Consider the following 21,913-nt stretch of genomic DNA (forward strand, 5'->3'; position numbering starts at 1 on the left):
GTTCGCCGTGATTTATGCAGAACGCTTCACTGACCCGTATCGCTGAGATAGCATCAATAAGCCTGATAGAACCAACTATCACGCTTCTAACGCCTCAAACACAAAAATACTGACAGTCCCCGACGGTCAGCCACAACCTGCCGACCCGTACGCGCGCCGCCCCTCGGGCACTTGAGTTCAAGTGGCGATTAACGTCGGTACTGGTTGAGTTGGCGAGATCGTCCGCCGCTGCCTGTGTCTGACCTCGTCGCGATGGCGGTGTCTGACACCTCACTTGGTCTTACGAATTCGAGTCCGTGGGTGTCAGACACCTGACTTGGTCTTATGAATCTGGCGGTGTCAGACACCCGACTTGGTCTTCCAAATCCGACGATGTCAGACGGTATCTCAACCAGATGCCGCCACACGCGAAGCGTCATCGCCTCGACGCAAGACGACGCGTAAGCCCCCAAAGGCCGCCCGCGCGGCCGGCCGGGGGCGGGCACCGCAAGACGCTTCTCTTCCACCCCGCGGATGGCAAGAACCTAAAGAACCCGACTCGCCCCAACGCCCCGGAAGATTAAGCAACTCGAGCCCGGTGTGGCGTGGGCCTGGGGTGGGCGGGGCGTTTAGATGCGCCCGACGGAAACCGTAGGGAGCCGAAGGCGGACGAGGTTGAGGACGGGGCAGTCCGGAGCGAAGGCTCCGGACCGCAATCGGAGCCCCGCCCACCCCAGGCCCACGACGCGCCGGGCGTCTAAAGAACCCGATCCGCCGCAAGCCGCAAGCCGCAAGCCGCAAGCCGCAAGCCGCAAGCCGCAAGCCGCAAGCCGCAAGCCACACCCGCAACTCACTGCCGGTGATAAACCTCACTTCCTTTCTTCACAAACTCCACCGACTTCTCCTGCATCCCCTTCGCCAGCGCCTCTTTCTCGCTAACGCCCTGAGCCGCCGCATAATCCCGCACATCCTGCGTGATCTTCATGCTGCAGAAATGCGGCCCGCACATCGAGCAGAAGTGCGCCACCTTCATCGAATCCTTCGGCAGCGTTTCGTCGTGGAATTCCTTCGCCGTATCCGGATCCAGCCCCAGGTTGAACTGATCATCCCAACGGAACTCGAACCGCGCCTTCGATAGCGCGTTGTCGCGGATCGCAGCCCCCGGATGCCCCTTTGCAAGATCAGCCGCATGCGCCGCGATCTTGTACGTGATGATGCCGTCCTTCACGTCCTTCTTGTTCGGCAGTCCCAGGTGTTCCTTCGGCGTCACATAGCAAAGCATCGCCGTGCCGTACCACCCGATCAGTGCCGCACCGATACCCGACGTGATGTGGTCATAGCCAGGCGCGATGTCCGTCGTCAGCGGACCCAGCGTATAGAACGGCGCCTCGTGGCAGTGTTCCAGCTGCAGGTCCATGTTCTCCTTGATCATCTGCATCGGCACATGACCCGGCCCTTCGATCATCACCTGCACATCGTGCTTCCAGGCCACCTGCGTCAGCTCGCCCAGCGTCTTCAGTTCGGCGAACTGCGCCTCGTCATTTGCGTCATAGCCCGAGCCCGGCCGCAGGCCGTCGCCCAGCGAGAAGCTCACGTCGTACGCCTTCATGATCTCGCAGATCTCTTCAAAGCGTTCGTACAGGAAGCTCTCCTTGTGATGCGCCAGGCACCACTTCGCCATGATCGAGCCGCCGCGCGACACGATGCCCGTCATCCGGTCTGCCGTCATCGGAATGAACGGAAGTCGCACGCCCGCATGGATCGTGAAATAGTCCACGCCTTGCTCCGCCTGCTCGATCAGCGTGTCGCGGAAGATCTCCCAGGTCAGGTCCTCGGCCTTGCCGTCCACCTTCTCCAGCGCCTGGTAGATCGGCACCGTGCCGATCGGCACCGGCGAATTGCGGATGATCCACTCGCGGGTTTCGTGGATGTGCTTGCCCGTGGACAGATCCATCACCGTGTCGCCGCCCCAGCGGATCGCCCACGTCATCTTCTCCACTTCCTCGCCGATGCCCGAGCTCACCGCGGAATTGCCGATGTTCGCGTTGATCTTCACCAGGAAATTGCGACCGATGGCCATCGGTTCCACTTCCGGGTGATTGATGTTGGCCGGAATGATCGCCCGGCCGCGTGCCACTTCCGCGCGCACGAATTCCGGCGTGATCGCGGCCGGAATCGAGGCGCCGAATGATTGGCCCGGATGCTGGCGCAGCAGGCGCTTGACCATCTTCTCGCCGTCGGGACCGCTGTCGCGCAGCGTCTGCAGGTAGTGCTCGCGGCGCAGGCTTTCGCGGATCGCCACGTATTCCATTTCCGGCGTGATAATGCCGCGGCGCGCGTAGTGCATCTGCGACACGTTCGCGCCTGACTTTGCGCGGCGCGGCGGGCGCTGCAGGTCAAAGCGCATCGCGGTCAGCTTGGGATCGGTCAGACGCGACTTGCCGTAATCGCTGGTGGGACCGGACAGCAGCTCCGTATCGCCGCGCTCCTCGATCCAGGCGCGGCGTAGTTCCGGCAGGCCGCGGCGGATATCGATCTTGGCCTCGGGGTCCGTGTAGGGGCCGCTACAGTCGTACACCGTCAGCGGCGGGTTCTTCTCGCCGCCGAACATCGTCGGCGTGTCGTCCTGTTCGATTTCCCGGAAGGGTACGCGGATGTCGGGGCGCGAGCCCACTTCATACACGCGGCGGGATTTGGGCAGCGGTGCGACGGCCGCCGCGTCGACTTCGGCGGTAGCGGCCAGGAATTTGGGATTGGCGTTCATGGAAAGCTCCAAGCGAGTGGTTGGAGCCGATCGGGATGGACTCCCGTCCAGGCGTGCGAAGACGCGCGGCGGGAATACGCTCCCAGCATCGGCATTATCCGTACTGGTACGAAGGGACTCTCTCAACACGTCGCCGCCCTGAAGCGGGACGAGTACCCCTGCGTGAACGCGAAGTATAGAGCCAAGCGGACTCGGCGCCTTCATCAATCTGTTGGGAATGCCGCAAGCCGCGTAAATAGGGCTTTTCAAGCAGGCTGGTATTACTGCTTTACATTTGGATTCAGTCTAGGCAGACACCGTCATGCAGGTTCGGTACACTTTTTTCCACCCGCCGCGTGTACAGTCTTAGAGTCTTACCGTTCGGCATCAGCCCACTTAAGAAGGAATCGAGCATGCAACTGAACCTACGCACTTTGGCGCCCGCCCTCGTTGTCGTGACATTGGCGCTAGCGGGTTGCAAGACCGCCCCGACTAAGACGTCCGACGCCGCGACCACGCCTCAAGCGGGCCAGCAAGCCGCCACGCCCGCGACCGCCGCGCGCGTGGATTTCTATCTCGCCAAGCGCGAACCCGGCGCCGGCCTGCGTGAAGTCAGCCTCCCGGACGGCAAGCTCTATCTGCAGGAAACGCCCGTCCTCACGCGCGCCGACCTGACCGATGCCGCCGCACTGGTGGACCGCCAAGGCCAGAACTTTGTTGGCCTGCGTTTCTCTGAAGCCGGCACGCGCAAGCTCACCACCGTCAGCACCGCCAATGTCGGCAGCGTCCTGGCTCTGGTGATCGATCAGGAACTGGTTGCCGCGCCGCTGATCGGCGAACCGCTCAACCGCGGCGTGCTGGCATTCGGCGTGCCTTCGGCTCAAGCCGCTTCCGAGATCGCCGCCCGCATCCGTGGCGACGCCGCGCCTGCGGCAGGTGGCACGGCCCCCGCGCCGGCGCCCGCCGCCAAGCCCTGATTCAGGGCGCGCAAAAAAAACCGGCTCATGTAGCCGGTTTTTTTTGCGCCGCGCTTTTGTCCGGAAGGGGCGGCGCATGCATCGTGGGCGGCCAACAAGCGCGGGATGAATGGTTCCGGGTAAACGACCGCCCGCCTGTATCGCAATCAGCCGATCTTGCGGCCGCGCGGCTTGATGCCGCGGCGAAGCAATGTGGTTTCGATGAAGGTCTGGGTCAACGCTTCGAGCATTGCCCGTTCGTCAGCCGTCAGCGACTCGAATTGCGAGGGCGAAATGTTGGGATAGGGCCAAGGCGCCTGCGGGCGGGGCCGGCCGCCCGGGCGCGGCGCGGCGTCGGACACGCCTGATACTGGCAAGGTATTGCTCAGGTCGTAGGCTTCCAGGGGAAGTTCCATGGGACCCTTGCCGGTCTCCAGCCATTCGACTTCGATCTTCAACGCCTGCGCCAGCTTGCGCGCGGATCGGCTCGAATGCCGCAGACCACTTTCGTAGCTGCCGATAGCACTTTGGGAGATTCGCACCAAACGGGCGAGCGCCTTCTGCGTGTGGCCACGAAGAAGACGCGCATGCTTCAGTCGGTCTGAGAATGTTTTCACAGGGCGATTGAAGCTTGCAGGTCGGTCACGTTGGTGGATATAAGTAACACTAGGGTGATAACTTCTGAGGCGGTCGCATGTGGGAGCGGGGCAGCGTGTTCATCGTGCCATCTGAGAATGTGGCGGGGTGGCGTCTTGCCGCCGTGCTGCGCCAGTTTCAATGGGAGACCCGCGTCTTCGCATCGGTGGACGCGCTGCAGGAACACCTGCCTGACCAGGCGCCGGATCTGCTGGCGCTGCAGGGCCCGCGCGCCGGCATTGCCGATCTTGTCGGCCAATTGCGCCACGCCGCGCCCGGCGCCCGGGTGGTGTGGCAGGACGGCAGCGCCACCGCGGCCGAGCGCGCGGCGGCGCTGGACGCGGGCGTTGACGCCTGTGTGCCGGCCGGCATGGAGCCCCTGGAATGGGATGCGCTCTTGCGCAGCTTGTACCGGCGTTCGCGATGCGGACCGGGCGCGTGGCGGGTCGTGGCGCCGGGGCGGGTGCTGGTGGGCCCTGCGGGGCAACGCCTGCCGCTCACGCTGCGCGAGCGGGCCGTGTTGATGCGGTTGTTCAATGCGCCGGGCTACTGCCTGCATCGCGAGAACTTCTTTCCGGCGGAAACGCGCGACCCCCTGGACGGCGCGCGGCGCGTGGATGTCGTGGTGTCCCGGCTGCGCAGCAAGGCGCGCCGGTTCAATATCGAACTTCCGCTATTGGCGGTGCGGGGGTGGGGGTACATCCTGCTGCCCGAAGGCGCGGGCAGGGCGCCTTCGGTGGCGGACGGCGTCTGACTTACAGCACCACCAGGTTGTCCCGGTGCATGAGCTCGGGTTCGGTCATGCTGCCCAGAATGCGCGCGATCTGCGACGACGGCTGGCGCAGGATGCGGCGCGTGTCGGCAGACGAATAATTGATCAGGCCGCGGGCGCATTCCACGCCCTTGCTGTCCACGCAGGCCACGACGTCGCCGCGGCCGAACTCGCCGTCGACGTCGGTCACACCGATGGGCAAGAGGCTCTTGCCTTCGCGCAGCAACGCTTGCACGGCGCCGTCGTCCAGCACGACGCGGCCGCGCAGCCGCAGGTGATCGGCCAGCCATTGCTTGCGCGCCGACCACACCGGCAGGACGGCCTGCAGTTCGCTGCCGATGCACTCGCCCTGGGCCAGTCGCGTCAGCACGTTGCGTTCGCGGCCCGAGGCGATGACGGTGTGCGCGCCGCTGTGCGCCGCGCGCTTGGCGGCCAGCACCTTGGTCAGCATGCCGCCGGTGCCGATGCCGCTGCCCGCGCCACCCGCCATGGCTTCCAGCGCGGGTTCGCCGGCCTGGGCATGCGAAATGAATTTGGCTTGGGGATTCTTGCGCGGATCCGAGTCGTACAGGCCGCGTTGGTCGGTCAGGATGACCAGCGTATCGGCCTCGATCAGGTTGGTGACCAGCGCGCCCAGCGTGTCGTTATCGCCCAGGCGGATTTCATCGGTCACGACCGTGTCGTTTTCGTTCACGATGGGCACGACGCCCAGACGCAGCAGCGCAAACAGGGTGCTGCGCGCGTTCAGATAGCGGTGACGGTCGGCCAGGTCTTCGTGGGTCAGCAGAATCTGCGCGGTGCGCAGGCCGTGTTCCGCGAAGGCGGCCTCGTAGGCCTGGCACAGTCCCATCTGGCCCACGGCTGCCGCGGCCTGCAGCTCGTGCATGACGGACGGGCGCTTGCGCCAGCCCAGGCGCGCCATGCCTTCGGCGATGGCGCCGCTGGACACCAGCACGATCTGCTTGCCCTGCTTGTGCAGGGCGGCGATCTGCGCGGCCCAGTGCGCGACCGCGGCGCGGTCCAGGCCTCGGCCTTCGTTGGTGACCAGCGATGAGCCGACTTTGGCGACGATGCGCTGGGCGTGGGTGACGACGGAAACGGCGGGTGATTCAGCAGACATGATGGCGGCCGGCTGCGGCGAAAAAAAGCGTAATCGAAAGGACTGCGATTATGGCTTATTCGTTACCGCCGCGCGGCGCCGCCGGCTTGTCCGCGTCGGTGCGCGTGTCGTCAAAGCGCGGGTCCGGCGCCACGTAGGTGCCTTCGGCCTGATCCTGCGCAAGTTGTTCCTTTTCGCGTTCGGCGTCCAGGTAGTCCTGCAGCGCGTAGATCAGGTCTTGCGTGCCCTCGCCCGACAGGCCCGAGATGCCGAATACCGGACCCGTCCAGCCGTAGAGTTCCAGGAAGCGGCGCTTGGTGTCCTCCGGGTCCGGCACCATGTCCAGCTTGTTCAGGATCAGCCAGCGGGGCTTGGCGGCCAGTTCGGCGTCATAGCGGCGCAATTCTTCGACGATGGCGCGGGCGTCCGCGACGGCCTGCTCGACCGGATCGGCGTCCGGGTCCGGCGTGGACACGTCCACCAGGTGCAGCAGCACGCGGGTGCGCGCCAGATGGCGCAGGAACAGGTGGCCAAGGCCGGCTCCTTCGGAGGCGCCTTCGATCAGACCCGGAATGTCGGCCACGACGAAGCTGCGCGACGGCGACGTGCGCACCACGCCCAGATTGGGATGCAGCGTGGTGAACGGATAGTCGGCGATCTTCGGCTTGGCGTTGGAAATGCGGGTGATCAGCGTCGACTTGCCCGCGTTGGGCAGGCCCAGCAGACCCACGTCGGCCAGCACTTTCAGTTCCATGCGCAGGTAGCGGTGCTCGCCTTCCTTGCCCGGCGTCCACTGCTTGGGGGCGCGGTTCACGCTGGATTTGAAATGGATGTTGCCCATGCCGCCCTGGCCGCCGGCTGCCAGCACGACTTTCTGTTCGTGCTTGTTCAGGTCGAACAGGACTTCGCCGGTGTCGGCGTCATGGATGATCGTGCCCACCGGCACGCGCAGGGTGATGTCCGGGGCGGCAGCGCCGTATTGATCCGAGCCGCGGCCGTTTTCGCCGTTCTTGGCGCGGTGAAGGCGCGCGTAGCGGAAGTCGATCAGCGTGTTGATGTTGCGATCGGCCACCGCATAGATGGTGCCGCCGCGGCCACCGTCGCCGCCGTCGGGACCGCCACGGGGAATGAATTTTTCGCGGCGAAAGCTCGCCACGCCATTGCCGCCTTTACCGGCGACCACTTCAATGGTGGCTTCGTCTACGAATTTCATGGTGTCTGCGCGTGTAGTAGGTGAGGGCGGGCGTCCGTACAGGGAGCCGCCGGGAGGCAATCGAGAGCTTACTCGCCAATTGCCTTCAAACAAAAAAGCCCTGCCGCACGCGACAGGGCTTTTGCCGTTCGGGAAACGCGGCGGACCGCGTTCCAGATCGTATGCAACCGCGGACGTGAGGTCCGCGGGCTTGCCAACCGATTACTCGGCAGCGACGATCGAAACGGTCTGCTTGTTCAATGCGCCCTTGAAGCCGAATTGAACCTTGCCGTCGACCAGCGCGAACAGGGTGTGGTCCTTGCCCATGCCGACGTTCACGCCAGCGTGGAAGCGAGTACCGCGCTGACGCACGATGATCGAACCAGCGGGAATGAGTTCGCCGCCGAATGCCTTGACGCCCAGACGCTTCGATTCTGAGTCGCGTCCGTTCCGCGTAGAGCCGCCGCCCTTTTTCTGTGCCATGTTTAGCTCCTGCTAAGTGGTACCGAGTCGCTTCTTAAGCCGTGATGGCTTCGATGCGGATTTCGGTGTAGTTCTGACGGTGGCCCTGACGCTTCTGATAGTGCTTGCGACGGCGCATCTTGAAGATCTTGACCTTGTCGTGGCGGCCTTGCGCAAGAACCGTTGCCTTGACCACGGCGCCGGAGACGAGGGGCGTGCCAACTTTCAGTTGGTCGCCTTCGCCCACGGACAGCACTTGGTCCAGGGTGATTTCTTGCCCAATGTCAGCCGGTATCTGTTCTATCTTGAGTTTTTCGCCAGCGGCAACGCGATACTGCTTGCCACCGGTTTTTACGACCGCGTACATGGGGTGTTCCTTAAATAGGTAAATGGGTTCGTTCGTGTGGCCTGCCCTGCTGGGCTAGGGTGCCTTGCTGAACCGTCCTTGCCAAATGCCCGAAGATTCAGGGCTGACCAGGGCGTCAGGTGGCATACACGAACAACCGACGTAATTCGGCCATTGCTGACCGAATCCGAGATATTAGCCTGGGACTTTTGGAAAGTCAAAAAGCTGTTGCAGGCTAAGGGCTTAGGTGTGGCGTGAAGGCTTCAGACAGCGGGGATCACGCGCAGCGCGATGTCGCGCGCCACCCGGCGGATGCCGTCCATGGCCGCTTGCCGGTGGGCGTCGTCCAGCCGGTCGGTCGGGATGGACGTGCTGACCGCGACCCGCTTGCCCAGCGGCGTCACGCCGACAAAGGCCGCAAAGCATACGAGGCCGGTGGCGACTTCCTCCCGGTCCTGGGCCAGACCCTCCCGGCGCGCCTCTTCAAGCTCTCGGTGCAGGTGTGCGGCGTCCGAGATCGTGCGGTCGGTGACGCGGGGCAGGGTCTTGGGTAGCCGGACCGCCAGCTCCTCGGGCGGCAGGCTGGCAAGCAGCGCCTTGCCCAGCGCGCAGGCGTGTGCGGGCAGCCGCAAGCCCAGGTCCGACACCAGGCGCACGGGCCGGCGCGCATCTTCCCGCGCCAGGTACACCACGTCAAAGCCATCCAGCGCCGCCAATTGCACGACCTCGTTGCAGCGGTCCACGAAGGCGGCGGCCGAGTGGTGAAAGGCCGCTTGCAGACCATCGTGCCGCAGGTAGGCGGCGCCCAGCGCCATCAATTCCAGTCCGATGATGTAGCCGCCGTCCTGGCGTTCGACCCATCGGCGTTGCTCCAGGCAGTCGAGCAGCAGGTACAGCGTGCTCTTGGGCATCTCGCAGGCCCGCGCGAGTTCGGCGGCCTTGACCGGCGTGGGGCGGCCCGACAGCACGCGCAGGATGTCGTGGGTGCGGCGGATGGCGGGGACGTCGTAATCGGCAGCCATGATTCCAATAGGTTGGACGTAAAAGCAAGATGTTGGACATGATAAATGAAGTCTCCTAGACTGGTTCGCCATGCCGATGGGTGTGCCGCGTTGCGGGGATGCCCATGCCGCATGGATTGCGCGTGTCGGGCTGCCATGCCGGCCGGCCATTCATGCGACCGTGCCACCGACGCCCGGGCGGTAATCCGGCGCAAAACAATCACGCGCCCGCCACCCGGACGGGCATCACGCGAGGAGACACCATGAACGACAACACCCTGCTGCCCGCCGACCTGCCCGACGCCCTGTTGGTGGGCCGCGTCTGGCGCCCCGATCCTGCCGGCGGACCGAGCGTGGTCGTTGTCCGTGCGGGCGAGGTGATCGATATCACCGCCACGGCGCCGACCGTATCCGACCTGCTGGACCATCCCGACCGCGTGGCCGTGGCGCGCGAGGCCAAGGGCGAATCCCTGGGCGACGCGCGCGCCCTCATGGCGGCCACGCTGCAAGGCGCCGACGGCCCGCGCCTGCTGGCGCCGTGCGATCTGCAGCCCGTGAAGGCAGCGGGCGTCACCTTTGCCATCAGTCTGCTGGAACGCCTGATCGAGGAAGAGGCGGGCGGCGACGCCGGCCGCGCGGAAGAAATCCGCGTGCGGATGCAGGCGCTGATCGGCTCGGATCTGTCCCGACTGCGCCCGGGATCGCCCGAAGCCATCCGCCTGAAAGCCGAAATGATCGAGCGCGGCCAGTGGTCGCAATATCTGGAAGTGGGCATCGGCCCCGACGCTGAAGTCTTTTCCAAGACACCGCCCATGGCCTCGGTGGGATTCGGCGCGCGGATCGGCGTGCTGCCGGAATCGCAGTGGAACAACCCCGAGCCGGAGATCGTGCTGGCGGTCGACAGCCGTGGCGAAGTGGTGGGCGCCACCTTGGGCAACGACGTGAACCTGCGCGACATCGAAGGCCGCAGCGCGCTGCTCCTGACCAAGGCCAAGGACAACAACGGGTCCTGCGCCATCGGTCCGTTCATCCGGCTGTTCGATGGCGGCTTCACGCTGGACAGCGTGCGCGATGCCGACGTCTCGCTGCGCATCGAAGGCCCCGACGGGTTCGAGCTGGACGGCGTCAGCCACATGCGCGAAATCAGCCGCGACCCGCTGGACCTCGTGCGCCAGACTTTTGGTGCGCACCATCAGTATCCCGACGGCTTCATGTTGTTCCTGGGCACGATGTTTTCGCCGTCCAAGGACCGCAAGGGCCCTGGCACCGGCTTCACCCACGTGACCGGCGACCGGGTCGTCATCGCCTCGGAGCGCCTGGGCGCACTGGTCAATGAAGTGCAACTGGCCACCGAAATCCCGCCCTGGACGTTTGGCGTGCGTGCGCTTTACGCCAACCTGGCCGCGCGGGGGCTGCTGCCGTACGGGCGCTGAGCCCTCCGCTGGATCCGACCCGGGGCAGGGCCCGCGGCGCCGGGCCTTGCCGCTTGCGGCATGCGCGCCCGGAATTCCCGCGCACTCCCCGTATAATCCACGGTCGAATCCCCCGCCGACCGCTGGCGGGCCCAGCGGTAAGAGCCGTCACGCGGCTCGCTTCACACTTGTCGGATACGTCTTGAATCTCCCCGCGCTCATTGCCCCCATAGCTGACGATATGAAAGCCGTCGATGCGGTTATCCGCGAGCGGCTGAATTCCGATGTGGTTCTGATCCGCACGATCGGCGACTACATCATTGGAGCGGGCGGCAAGCGCATGCGCCCGGCCATGGTGCTGATGGTGGCGCGCGCCCTGGGCTACGAAGGCACCCATCACCAACTGCTGGCCGCCGTCGTGGAATTCATCCACACGGCCACGCTGCTGCACGACGATGTGGTGGACGAGTCCGACCTGCGCCGCGGGCGCGAAACCGCCAACGCCGTGTTCGGCAACGCGGCCAGCGTCCTGGTGGGCGACTACCTGTATTCGCGGTCGTTCGAGATGATGGTGGAGGCCGACTCGATGCGCATCATGAGCATCCTGTCCGAAGCCACCACCGTGATCGCCGAGGGCGAGGTGCTGCAGCTTCTGAACGTGCATGACCCGGACGTCTCGCAAGAGCGCTACCTGCAGGTGGTGCGCTACAAGACCGCCAAGCTGTTCGAAGCCGCCGCTCAGGTGGGCGCCGTGCTGGCGGGCGCCACGCCCGAGCAGGAAGCCGCCGCGGCCGCCTATGGCCGCCACGTGGGCACCGCGTTCCAGCTGGTCGACGACGTCCTGGACTACAGCGGCGACGCCGCCGCGCTGGGCAAGAACGTCGGCGACGACCTGCGCGAAGGCAAGCCCACGCTGCCGCTGATCCGTGTCATGGAAGTGGGTACGCCTGAACAACAGCAACTGATCCGCGACGCCATCAAGACGGGCGACGCCGACTTCGCTGCCGTGGCCGCCGCCATCCAGGCCACGGACGCGCTGGAACACGCCCGCCTGGCCGCCGTGGCCGAGGCAGATCGGGCCCGTGAAGCCCTTTCGATCTACCCCATTTCCCCTTTTCAAAATTCTCTGTTAGAATTCTGCGCTTTCGCGGTGAATAGAGATCGCTAGCAAAAAAGGCGGTTGGAAATTCACTGAGGTTGTACCAACCGGTGGTCTGAGTGATCAGGCAGCCTGAAGCGAAAAAGCAGTAAAGAAAGTGCAGTGAAACGTTTAGTGGGTCTGAGCACCGCTAAATGAGTAGTCAAGATCGGGGCGTAGCTCAGCCTGGTAGAGTACTGCGTTCGGGACGCAGGAGTCGGAGGTTCGAATCCTCTCGCCCCGACCACTTCATGTGGTCGAGAATTCAAGAAGGTGTTTCCCGACACCTTTTGGCTGAAAGCCGGTATCGCGCAAGCGCTGCCGGCTTTTTTGCATTTGCGCGGATTGTTTTTACAAGAAGTGCAATGCAAGAGGTGCGCTGCAAGAAGTGCATTGCAGGAAGCGCATTGGCAAGAAGCGCCGCGTATCGCACAACCACCTGTTGTCTGCCATGTTGTCCACCGCCCGGCCATTTATTACCGGCCGATGAAAACCCAGGCATGTCTCGTGCTGATAATGGTGCGTGCTGATCCAGTTTGGTGCATCTTTTTTATATTGCCTGACGCAATTACTAAATAAGCTACTGATCTGGATAATGATTTTTCAGTTTGGTTAAACCAGACCAAGAAAAACGTCTTTTCATATTTGATTACATGAAACGACCGTCTCATGTTGCGGTTTGTGTAATGAATGTAATTTTTCTAGGGATTTCCCGGGTTTATTACGGGTTGTCCTGATTTATTTCCGCAGCAATAAAAATATTTAGAAAAAAGTTTGCTGCGCGACCCCTCTACGATCCCCAGGCTCGCCAACCGGATAGTTAACCGGGTACCGAGCCAAATTCATTTTTAGCAATACGTCCGCCCCTATATGGCAAGGGTATTTCGATTTCATGTCGAAGTGCTCGCTTCGGGGCGTCGATTTCTAGTGTCTGCGACACGACGAAAACAGTGAGGTCCCCCGTGGTAAAGAGAATCGCAGTGTGTGGCCTTGGATATGTCGGCCTGCCCGTGGCAGTGGCATTTTCCAGGCGCTTTGATGTCATCGGCTTTGACGTGGACAAGCGGAGAATCGCACGGCTGAAAGAGGGTGATGACTGGACTGGCGAGATCGAACGCGACGTATTGCTTGCCTCCCCCATGCAGTTCACCGACCAGTTGTCCGAACTGGAAGGCTGCGACTTTTTCGTAGTGGCTGTCCCGACGCCCGTCGACGAAAAAAACAATCCCGACTTTTCCCTGCTGGTTCGGGCGTGCCAGGCCATCGGCCCCGTGCTGCGCCCCGGCTGCATCGTGGTCTTCGAGTCGACCGTCCACCCCGGCGCGACCGAGGAAATCTGCGGCCCGGAACTTGAGAAGGCATCCGGCCTGCGCGCCGGCGTCGACTTCAAGCTGGGCTACAGCCCCGAGCGCATCAACCCGGGCGACCGGGAGCATCCGCTGGAGAAGATCGTCAAGATCGTGTCCGGCCAGGACGAGCAATCGCTGGAAGTGATTGCCGGCGTGTACGAGCAGATCATCGACGCGGGCGTACATCGCGCCTCCTCGATCAAGGTGGCCGAAGCGGCCAAGGTGCTCGAGAACACGCAGCGCGACATCAACATCGCGCTCATGAACGAGATGTCCAAGATCTGCGATCTGGTCGGCATCCGCACCTCGGAGGTCCTGGCGGCCGCCGGCACCAAGTGGAACTTCCTGAAGTTCACGCCCGGACTGGTGGGCGGCCACTGCATTGGTGTCGACCCGTACTACCTCACGTCCAAGGCCCAGGAACTGGGCTATCACCCTGAAGTCATCCTGTCCGGCCGCCGCATCAACGACGGCATGGCCGCGCACGTCGCCTCGCGCCTGGTGCAGCAGCTTGCACGCAACGGCCGCCTGAATGCCAACACCCGCGTCGGCATCCTGGGCATGACCTTCAAGGAAAACGTGCCCGACATCCGCAACTCGAAGATCGTCGATCTGTACCACGCGCTTGGCCAGTACGGCATCACGCCGGTTGCGTGCGATCCGATGGTCGATCCGGAGCAGATGGAGCACGAGTACGGGATCAAGCTCGTCGACCGCGGCGCCTTCCGCGACATGGACGTCCTGATCCTGGCGGTGCCGCACCGCGAAACCATGGAAACCATCTGGGAAGACCTGCCGCAGCTCGTCAAGAACGGCGGCATGGTCTGCGACTTGAAGTCGGTGCTGGATGCCAAGCGCCTCCCGGCCGACCTTTTGTACTGGACTCTCTAGTTCAGGCTCGTAATCCATCAATACAGGAGAGACCCTGAATGACCGCATTTACCATCGCTCCCATCGGAACCTGCCGCATCCACACGCCCCTGCGTGATGCCGTGGGCCGCTACCCGATCAAACTTCAGCTCGGCCGCAACTACGGATTCGTGCACACGGCCGCCGAAGCCCTCCAGCAGGCGCGCTTCATGTTCAGCCAGAGCGACATCCCGGCTGACGTGCAGCGCCTGATCTTCCGTCCGTCCAATGGCGAGCAGGCTCGCCAAGGCACGCACAAGCCGGCTGATCTGTACATGGTCGAGCTGTCCTCGCGCAAGCTGCTGACGATCGACGGCCACCCCATCCAGTCCAACTACCTGGTCCGCTACTTCAGCGAGTTCTTTGCCGACCGCGCCCGCACCCGCGCGTTCTGGTCGATGGCCGTGGCCGACCGCCTGGCCGAGCGTCGCGCGCAGCTGGATCAGGATCCGGTCTTCAAGAGCCTGAACAATGAAGACCGGGACCTGCTCGCCCGCGTCGTCAAGCGCGACCAGACGGACGAGGAGATCGAGCAGGAGATGCGCCAGCTCGTCGAGCTGCTGGGCCGCGACAAGGTCGTGTTCGTCACCCACGTCAACGCCCATACCCCGGACAACGTGCCGATCGAACAGCGTCAGCAGCTGATCGCCGCCATTGCCGCGGCCGCGCAACGCATCGGCGTGCCGTGCTATGACCCGACCCCGCTGATGAACAAGCTGGGCCAGGCCGACGCCATGGAAGACGGCGGGCTGGACCTGACCCACTACACGCCGGCCTTCGCCGAGCGCCTGTACACCGACTGGTACAAGAACTTCATCCGTCCGCGCATGAGCTCCTCGACCCCGCAGGTCTCGGTGCCCAAGCTGGGCGCGGAAGAAAGCGTCGAACGCATCGAGAAGCTGTGGGACTCGGGCGAGCTGCGCGAAGCCTCGCGCCGCGTGCGCGATGTGCTGCGCCGCTACCCCAGCCTGCCGGATCACGTCGTGCTCTTCGCGCGCATTCAGGAAGAACTGGGCGACTACGAGGGGTCGTTGGCCCTTCTGGGCAGCGCCGATGCGCTGTCCTCGGGCAGCAAGGCCGAGCAGATCCTGATGCGCAACCAGTTCAAGCTGGGCCGCTACGACGTGGCGTACTCGCTGGCCGCAGGCCTGCTGGGTGACGAGATCGAAACGCCGGAAATCGTCCGCATCGCGGCGGTGTCCGCCGGCCACCTGGGCTATGTGGACGAAAGCCTGGGCAACTGGAAGCAGCTGTTCCGCATCTCCGAACCGACCGACACGATGGCGGTGGAAGCGGCCGACACGGTGCTGTCCCTGCTGCAGACGGGCGGCGACATGGAAGCGGCGATCCGCTGGGTGCACGAAGTGCGCGCGGCGATCCCGAACTACGGCCGCGGCTTTGCCGTGCTGTGGCGCGACCGCCTGCTGGCAGGCGACCGCGACGCGCTGCGCGACCTGGCGGGCGAACAGCCCAAGCTGGAAGAGGGCGACGCGCTGGAGCTGGTCAAGGAAGCCTCGTGGCGCGGTTGCATCATGGCCGCGGCAACGCTGGCAGCCTCTTGCGGCCTGGCCAAGAGCGAGAACGAAGAGATCAGCGCATGGCTGCAATCGCAGTCCGCGACGTGGGCCGAGGAAGGCAACCGCGCCCTGGAAGAAGGACGTCTGCGCGACGCCGCCGAACGCATCTGCGCGCACCGCCTGCTCAATCCCGACGCGCTGGCCGGCGCCCGTGCACAGCGCGCCTTCGAACGCGCCATGCGCCTGGGCGTGCGTGCCGCGCTGGTGGCCGGCAACCACAAGGAAGTGATCGACCTGACCAACCTGGCCATCGACACCAACGTGGACTTCCCCGAACTGCACGCCATGCGTGGCCGCGCGGCTGACGCGCTGGGCGACAAGAAGACGGCGATGCGTCACCTGGAAGTGGCCGCCTCCGGCGATGCCGCTCCGTTCAGCGCCAAGCTGCACTTTGCCCGCGTTGCCTTCAATGGCGGCTGGTTCGGTGAAGCGATCGACGCGTACAAGGATGTGCTGGGTCATTCGGGCGCCGATCAAAGCGCCAAGGACGAAGCCGAACGCCAACTCGGCCGGCTCGGCCCGCGCGCCATCCGTGGCGCTCGCGAGATCCTGTCGAACGGCGATCATCAGGCCGCTTGGAAGCTGCTGGACCGCGTCGCGCAATCGTGGCCCGGCATGCCGGAAGTGGACCACGAAAAGCGCCGCATCCTGGCCTATCTGTACGCCGAAGCGCGCGCGCTGGAACCGTCCAGCACGACCGAGCGCCTGGCGCTGGGCGAACGCATCGTGTCGCTGGTGCCGGATGATCCCATCGGCCTGCGCCTGGCCGCGGTCGGCGCCATGCGTCTGCACCGCTTCGAACAGGCCCTGCCGTACTGGAAGCAGTTGCAGGAACGTTCCGAGAACCCGGCGCAGTACGACCACTACATCGAGCGCTGCCTTGTCTGGATCGAGAAGATCAACCGGAGAAAGGCAGCATGAATCCCCCTCTGATAACCGAGCGAGTGGACGCCAAGTCCGATCTTCAGCAAGTTCAAGCGCAGTTGGAGGAAATCGTTGCGGCATCGGGGCGGGTTCAAGTCGCTCAGGACAACCTGGCGCGGGCCAAGCAGCTTGCCCGCGATTACATGGAAGACTCGAAGGTCCGCTTCCTCCTGCTCCGCCTGCAGGAGTCGGCGGGCCTGAACGAGGGCATGGCCGAGCAGTGGGCCACGCTGCTCGAGGAGTGCCCGGATGACCTGCAGATCGTGCGCTACTGCGCGACGCGGCTGGTGAAGGAACGGCACCTGGACGAAGCCATGGCGCTGGTCGACCGTCACCTGCCGGCCGAGACGACGAATCCGGACCGCCTGTTTGCGCGGGCGAAGCTGCTGAGCGACATCCGCGCGCACGAGCAGTCGGACGCGCTGTTCCGGCGTCTGATCTCGCAGCACACGGATCGCAACATGCGCGTGGAGTTCGCCAAGCGCCTGCGCAAGCGCGGCCTGCTGGCCGACGCGTGGGACGCGATCGCGCCCGTGGCCAAGCACCTGACGCCCGGCAGCAAGGCGGCCGAACTGGCCGAGGGGCTGGCCAGCGACTACGCGTTCTATCAGCGCTTCGAAACCGAAGAGGGGCTGGTGGGCAAGGATGTGCGCATCGTGTCGATGAAGCACGCGATCCTGCACTTTCGCAACCGCAAGATTGCGGAAAGTACGCCGGACAAGCTCGTGTCGGTGGCGCTGGTCACCGGCAGCCTGGGACCGGGCGGCGCCGAGCGCCAGCTGACCCGTCTGGCGGGCGAGCTGACCCGCCTGGCCGCGTCCCCGGAACTGCAGCCGCCCGACATCCTGATGCGGCCCAAGAAGGTCGAGGTGCTGGTCAAGCAGCACACCGAGCCGTCCGGGTCGCCCAAGAAACAGGACGACTTCTTCCTGCCGGTGCTCATCAAGGCGCAGATTCCGGTCACGGAGATCAACCGCCTGCCGGCCATCTCGGTGGCGCACCAGTCCGTGCCCGAAGGCAACCTGGGCCGCCTGCTGGAACAGCTGCCTCCGCCGGTGCACTACGGCGTGACGCGGCTGGCGCCGGTGCTGCGCGCCAACCGTTTCGACGTGGTCAGCCTGTGGCAGGACGGCACGTGCCTCTTTGGCGCCCTGGCGGCGCTGTTGGCCGGCACGCCGACGATCCACCTGGTGTTCCGCGGCCTGCCTCCGAACATCCGCAAAGACCGTTTCCGCGAAGAGTATCCCGAGCTGTTTCAGGCGCTGGCCCTGGTGCCGGGCGTGGTGTTCGTGAGCAACAGCCGCAAGGCCGCGGAAGCGTACGCCGAGTGGCTGGACCTGCCGCTGGAACGCTTCCACATCCTGTACAACGGCGTGCCGGATCTGGCGACCGACGCCTCGGACGCCGACAAAGCCAAGTGGGAAGCCTTCCACGAGCGCACCAAGGACGCCACCGAAACGATCGGCGGCGTGTTCCGCCTGGAGCCGGACAAGCGTCCGCAGCTCTTCATCAAGTTGGCGGCGCTTTACCTGAAGGAGCGGCCGCAAGCGCGCTTTTTCCTCGTGGGCGACGGACGCCTGCGCGAGAACATCGAGGCGCTGGCGCTGGAGCACGACGTGCTGGAGCGCCTGTTGCTGGTGGGGCTGTCGAATCACGTGGGCTTCTGGTATTCGAAGATGGACGCCAGCGTGCTGTTGTCGCGCTACGAAGGCCTGCCGAATGTGCTGATCGAGGCCCAGTTGCTGGGCGTGCCGGTGATTTCCACGCCGGCCGGCGGCGCGGAAGAGTGCTTTGTCGAGGACGAGACGGGCCACCTGCTCAGCTGCGTGGATCATCCCGACATGCACGAGGCCTGCGAGAAGGTCCTGAACATGGTGGACCAGGTGCGCAGCAATGCGGACATGCGGGCAAATAGCCGCCAGCGGGCGCAGAAGCTGTTCTCGCTGGACGCGATGCTCACGAAGTTCATGAGCATCTGCATGCCCGCCATGACCGAGTCCGAGAACGACGAGCGCATTGACGTTGCGCCCAAGCGCCTGATGCAGGCGTGACGGGTAGTTGCTCTTTTTAAAAGTGCTGAAGTTGAAGGAACCTATGCTAATGAACGTCCCGGCCCTGGGCGCGCGGCGCCATGCGACGCTTGCCATGCTGCTGCTTGCAGCGCTGACACTCACGGGTTGCCAGCTCCCACGGTCCGGCCCGATGCTTAGCGAAATGACAGGGGCTCACGATGACAAGGACGTCATCGTGATGCCCGTGTCGCGCGAACTCGCGCGAAAGAGCCGGGTGCCCGATGTGGCGGACTTTCCGGTGCGCTACCGCGATCTGACGCAGGCAGGTTTCGACAAGCTGGTGCCGGGTGACGGCATCAACGTGAAAGTGTGGGAACGCGGCGGTCTCGGCGTGTTCGCCGCGGACCCGTCCGGCGTCAGTGATCTGGGTAACCAGGACATCGACAGTGCCGGCAACGTTACGTTTCCCATCATCGGAAAGTTCCGCGCCGAGGGCCTGACGCTCGGCCAGTTGCATGACGCCATCGTGGCGCGCCTGAGCAAGCTCGTGGTCGGCGCCGACGTCAGCGTCACGCGCGCGGCCGACGCGCGCGGGCAGATGGTGACGGTGCAGGGCAACCTGACCAAGCCCGGCATGTATCCCATCACGCAGACCGCCCAGCGCCTGAGCAGCGCGCTGGCGCAGGCCGCGCCCGTGCAGACCAACCCCGAACAGCTCATCATCAGCCTGCGCCGCGACAGCCAGGTGGCCTCGGTGCGGCTGGCCGACATCTACCGCAACCAGAACAACGACATCCTGTTGCGCTCGGGCGATGTGATCACCGCCTACGACGCCAAGGAATTCCTGACCGTGCTCGGCGCGGCCGGCCAGCAGGGCCGCGTGGAAATCAGCAAGCGCAATTACAGCGTGCTGGACGCGCTGGCGGACTCGCGCGGCCTGGACGACAAGCTGGCCGATCCGCGTTCAGTGTTCCTGTTCACGCCCGCGCAAGCGGGGGCCGAAGGCAAGCCGGACTTGCTGCCCGTCGTGTACCAGTTCGACCTCACGCGGCCGGAGCAGGTGGCGCTGGCCCGCGAGTTCACGGTGCATGAAGGACAGGCCATCTACATCTCGGATGCGCCGTTCACGCAGGTGCAGAAGGTGCTGTCGGCCTTCCGCGTCACGATGAGCGCCGGCTTCAGCGCCACGCGAGCCATCGACAGCGATTCGGGCGGCGGTTCGACCGGCGTTGCCCAATAACGCGTCCATGAGCAACGAGGATCGGATAAAGGGCTGGCGCTCGCGCCGGAAGGACAACAGCTACACGGTGGGGTCTGGCGTCGCCAACTGGCGGCTGGATCCGGCCGCGCTGTTCGAAGCCAAAGCCCCGCCGGGCGTGCTGTTCAAGCCGCTGCTGGCCCGTCTGCAGGGCGAGCCGCACGACTCCGTCGCGGCGCGGCGGGCGGTGTACGAGGCCGTGCAGGCGGAGCTGGACGCCGAGATCGTGCGCAGCCAGGTCGACGAGACCCTGGCGGACTTCTCCCGGCGGCGCCTGCGCATCATCGTGCGCCTGCTGGAGCAGGACATCCGCGCGGGCGTCGAGGTGTTTGCGCCGGGCTACATGCCGGCCAAGCTGGTGGCCGAGGATGAGCGGCTGGCGGTCGCGCATGCCCGCCGCGTGGAACGTCGCAAGCAGGAAGAGGCGCGTGAAGCGCGCCGCCATGCGTCACGCAACGACATCGCGCTGGAGATCGAGGTTGCGCAGAGCGAAGCGGGTGATCTCGCGATCCTGCGCGACCGGCTGCGCTCCCTGCATAAGGGGCATTCGGAGGACACCGCCGGCCATCGGCCGATCGGCCGCACGCTGATGGCGATGTTCATCTACCAGCTGCGCGTGATGCACGGCGAAAGCCGCATCGCGCTGGTGTGGGCGCTGGTCGGCCCTGTCGTGCTGCTGACCCTGATTTCGTCGCTGTACATCCTGATGGGCACGCACTACATCCTGGGAATGGACGTGCAGACGTTCTCGCTGTTGGGCGCGACGACCTGGATCATGTTCCGTCAGATCGCGTTCCGCAGCAGTACGGCGTATGTCTCGGCACGCGGCCTGCTGAATTTCCAGGGCGTCACGCCGCTGATGTGCGCGCTGGTGCAGGCCATGATCTACGTATCGGTGTATGTGGTGGTGTTTGGGGTGCTGATCACCGCGGGCCATGCGATCGGGCTCATCACGCTGCCCAAGAGCTGGGCCGGCTTCATTCTTTTTGTGGTCCTGATGGGCGTGGCGGGTGCGGCGATGGGGGTGCTGTTCGGATCGATTGCGACCTACTGGCACTTCTTCCTGCGGCTGGCGCCGATCATCGAGCGCTTCCTGCAGATCTTCGCGGCGGTGTTCTTCGTGTCGGAGCAGTTTCCCGAGCAATTGCGGCCGTGGATGCTGTGGTCGCCTCTGGCGCACGGCATGCAGCTGCTGCGCTCGGCGTACTTCCATGCGTACGAGTCGCACGATGCCAGCCTGGGTTACTTCCTGACCTCGCTGGTGTTCATGATGGTGATCGCGCTGGTGGCAGAGCGCCTGGCCCGTCCCAACGTTCAGCCAATGTGAGGGTGAAAGATGATCCATCTCAATGGCGTAACCGACGAACCCTATTCCTTCGGCAGCAGGCAGCCGCTGCTGGCCAACGCTACGCTCGACATCCCGGCGGGGCGCTATGCGCTGCTGTCGCCGGCGCCGGAGATGCACCGCCAGCTGGTGGACGTGCTGTGCTGTCTGCGTCCGCCGCGGCAGGGCTTCGTCAAGCACGACGGCAATGTGTCGTGGGCGATCGGCCGGCAGGGTTTCATCCGCGGCAAGGCCAGCGGGCTGTCCATGATCGATTTCGTCAGCGAAATGTACGAGATCGACCCCGACGCCACGTACGAACTGGTCGCGGACCTGATCAGCGATCCGAAGATGCTGGCCAAGCCCATGGAGCATTGGCCGCTTTATGTGCGGCAGGAGTTTTCGTTCGCGCTGGCGCTGGCGCCCGCGTTCGATGTCTACGTGATCGAAGGGAGCATCCCCTTCGAGCCCTGCCGTTTCACCCGGCTCTGGCTGGCGCTTTTTGAAGAGCGCCTGGTCGGCCGGACACTCATTTTTTCCAGTTATCGCCAGAATCAGTTGGCGGATTATTGCTTCAAAGGCTTGATCTATGAACGAAGCGCGCTCAGCATCGACGACGACCTCGACCAGTGCCTCCGCAGGTATCCCCCGCGACGATCACGGAGCGACTCCGGCACAGGCGACGACGTCCTCGGAGGCGGCTTCGACGAAGGCCAACTCGGGTTCTGAAGGCGGATCCGAGATCGAACGCCGCCGCCGCGAACGGCAGTCGGCCCTGCGCGAGCGCCGCCGCCATCGCTGGATCAACGCGGTGATCGTGCTGG

18 protein-coding genes, 1 tRNA gene and 1 riboswitch are annotated in these 21,913 nt (G+C 64.6%); of the genes, 12 read left to right on the forward strand and 7 right to left on the reverse strand.

Annotation, left to right across the window (positions count from 1 at the left end; all coding sequences use genetic code 11):
* Positions 1-829 precede the first annotated feature (829 nt).
* Complete coding sequence (gene thiC / locus MHZ91_RS17310; protein WP_175122088.1) at positions 830-2,743, reverse strand: phosphomethylpyrimidine synthase ThiC; 1,914 nt, start codon at positions 2,741-2,743, stop codon at positions 830-832.
* Between the two features lie 63 nt (positions 2,744-2,806).
* A riboswitch (TPP riboswitch) is annotated at positions 2,807-2,913 on the reverse strand.
* Between the two features lie 222 nt (positions 2,914-3,135).
* Here thiC and MHZ91_RS17315 point away from each other — a divergent pair.
* Positions 3,136-3,699 carry a preprotein translocase subunit SecD gene (locus tag MHZ91_RS17315; protein ID WP_175139481.1) on the forward strand — a complete coding sequence of 188 codons (564 nt, stop codon included), beginning with the start codon at positions 3,136-3,138 and terminating at the stop codon, positions 3,697-3,699.
* 146 nt (positions 3,700-3,845) lie between these two features.
* On the opposite strand, the gene MHZ91_RS17320 is transcribed toward MHZ91_RS17315, so the two are convergent.
* Positions 3,846-4,295, reverse strand: coding sequence for a helix-turn-helix transcriptional regulator (locus MHZ91_RS17320; RefSeq protein ID WP_239214826.1), 450 nt, complete (start codon positions 4,293-4,295; stop codon positions 3,846-3,848).
* 104 nt (positions 4,296-4,399) lie between these two features.
* Between MHZ91_RS17320 and MHZ91_RS17325 the strand changes: the two genes are divergently transcribed.
* Positions 4,400-5,068, forward strand: coding sequence for a helix-turn-helix domain-containing protein (locus MHZ91_RS17325; RefSeq protein WP_239214827.1), 669 nt, complete (start codon positions 4,400-4,402; stop codon positions 5,066-5,068).
* A 1-nt stretch (position 5,069) separates the two neighbouring features.
* On the opposite strand, the gene proB is transcribed toward MHZ91_RS17325, so the two are convergent.
* From proB to MHZ91_RS17350, 5 genes are all read right to left on the reverse strand, one after another.
* Positions 5,070-6,206 (reverse strand): glutamate 5-kinase, encoded by a 1,137-nt coding sequence (gene proB / locus MHZ91_RS17330; protein ID WP_218342626.1) that lies wholly within the window; start codon positions 6,204-6,206, stop codon positions 5,070-5,072.
* Between the two features lie 55 nt (positions 6,207-6,261).
* Positions 6,262-7,398 carry a GTPase ObgE gene (gene obgE, locus MHZ91_RS17335; RefSeq protein WP_175122093.1) on the reverse strand — a complete coding sequence of 379 codons (1,137 nt, stop codon included), beginning with the start codon at positions 7,396-7,398 and terminating at the stop codon, positions 6,262-6,264.
* Between the two features lie 201 nt (positions 7,399-7,599).
* Complete coding sequence (gene rpmA, locus MHZ91_RS17340) at positions 7,600-7,860, reverse strand: 50S ribosomal protein L27 (RefSeq protein WP_006389959.1); 261 nt, start codon at positions 7,858-7,860, stop codon at positions 7,600-7,602.
* A 34-nt stretch (positions 7,861-7,894) separates the two neighbouring features.
* Positions 7,895-8,206 (reverse strand): 50S ribosomal protein L21, encoded by a 312-nt coding sequence (gene rplU, locus MHZ91_RS17345; protein WP_006216228.1) that lies wholly within the window; start codon positions 8,204-8,206, stop codon positions 7,895-7,897.
* Between the two features lie 242 nt (positions 8,207-8,448).
* Positions 8,449-9,207: an IclR family transcriptional regulator gene (locus MHZ91_RS17350; RefSeq protein ID WP_218342627.1), complete on the reverse strand. Its 759-nt coding sequence runs from the start codon at positions 9,205-9,207 to the stop codon at positions 8,449-8,451.
* A gap of 242 nt (positions 9,208-9,449) precedes the next feature.
* On the opposite strand from MHZ91_RS17350, the gene MHZ91_RS17355 reads away from it, so the two are divergent.
* The 10 genes from MHZ91_RS17355 (at position 9,450) to MHZ91_RS17400 (ending at position 21,818) form a co-directional block, all read left to right on the forward strand.
* On the forward strand, positions 9,450-10,619 hold the full coding sequence (locus MHZ91_RS17355; protein WP_175139485.1) for a fumarylacetoacetate hydrolase family protein: 1,170 nt from the start codon (positions 9,450-9,452) through the stop codon (positions 10,617-10,619).
* A 181-nt stretch (positions 10,620-10,800) separates the two neighbouring features.
* Positions 10,801-11,766 (forward strand): octaprenyl diphosphate synthase, encoded by a 966-nt coding sequence (gene ispB / locus MHZ91_RS17360; protein WP_063952160.1) that lies wholly within the window; start codon positions 10,801-10,803, stop codon positions 11,764-11,766.
* A 140-nt stretch (positions 11,767-11,906) separates the two neighbouring features.
* Positions 11,907-11,983, forward strand: a tRNA-Pro gene (locus MHZ91_RS17365).
* A 26-nt stretch (positions 11,984-12,009) separates the two neighbouring features.
* Positions 12,010-12,315: a hypothetical protein gene (locus MHZ91_RS17370; RefSeq protein WP_239214829.1), complete on the forward strand. Its 306-nt coding sequence runs from the start codon at positions 12,010-12,012 to the stop codon at positions 12,313-12,315.
* 401 nt (positions 12,316-12,716) lie between these two features.
* Positions 12,717-13,976, forward strand: a complete 1,260-nt coding sequence (locus tag MHZ91_RS17375) for a nucleotide sugar dehydrogenase (protein WP_239214831.1) — start codon at positions 12,717-12,719, stop codon at positions 13,974-13,976.
* 38 nt (positions 13,977-14,014) lie between these two features.
* On the forward strand, positions 14,015-16,492 hold the full coding sequence (locus MHZ91_RS17380; protein WP_239214833.1) for a hypothetical protein: 2,478 nt from the start codon (positions 14,015-14,017) through the stop codon (positions 16,490-16,492).
* Positions 16,489-18,546, forward strand: a complete 2,058-nt coding sequence (locus MHZ91_RS17385; protein ID WP_239214836.1) for a glycosyltransferase — start codon at positions 16,489-16,491, stop codon at positions 18,544-18,546. Before MHZ91_RS17380 ends, MHZ91_RS17385 begins: the two co-directional genes overlap by 4 nt.
* A gap of 43 nt (positions 18,547-18,589) precedes the next feature.
* A complete protein-coding gene (locus MHZ91_RS17390) occupies positions 18,590-19,747 on the forward strand; it encodes a polysaccharide biosynthesis/export family protein (protein WP_175186603.1) in 1,158 nt (385 codons plus the stop codon).
* 7 nt (positions 19,748-19,754) lie between these two features.
* Positions 19,755-21,092, forward strand: coding sequence for an ABC transporter permease (locus MHZ91_RS17395; protein WP_175186602.1), 1,338 nt, complete (start codon positions 19,755-19,757; stop codon positions 21,090-21,092).
* A 9-nt stretch (positions 21,093-21,101) separates the two neighbouring features.
* Positions 21,102-21,818 carry a hypothetical protein gene (locus tag MHZ91_RS17400; RefSeq protein ID WP_056559922.1) on the forward strand — a complete coding sequence of 239 codons (717 nt, stop codon included), beginning with the start codon at positions 21,102-21,104 and terminating at the stop codon, positions 21,816-21,818.
* The last annotated feature ends 95 nt before the right edge of the window (positions 21,819-21,913 follow it).

It is taken from the genome of Achromobacter sp. ACRQX, from assembly GCF_022346505.1.
Taxonomy (GTDB): Bacteria; Pseudomonadota; Gammaproteobacteria; order Burkholderiales; family Burkholderiaceae_B; genus Achromobacter; species Achromobacter animicus.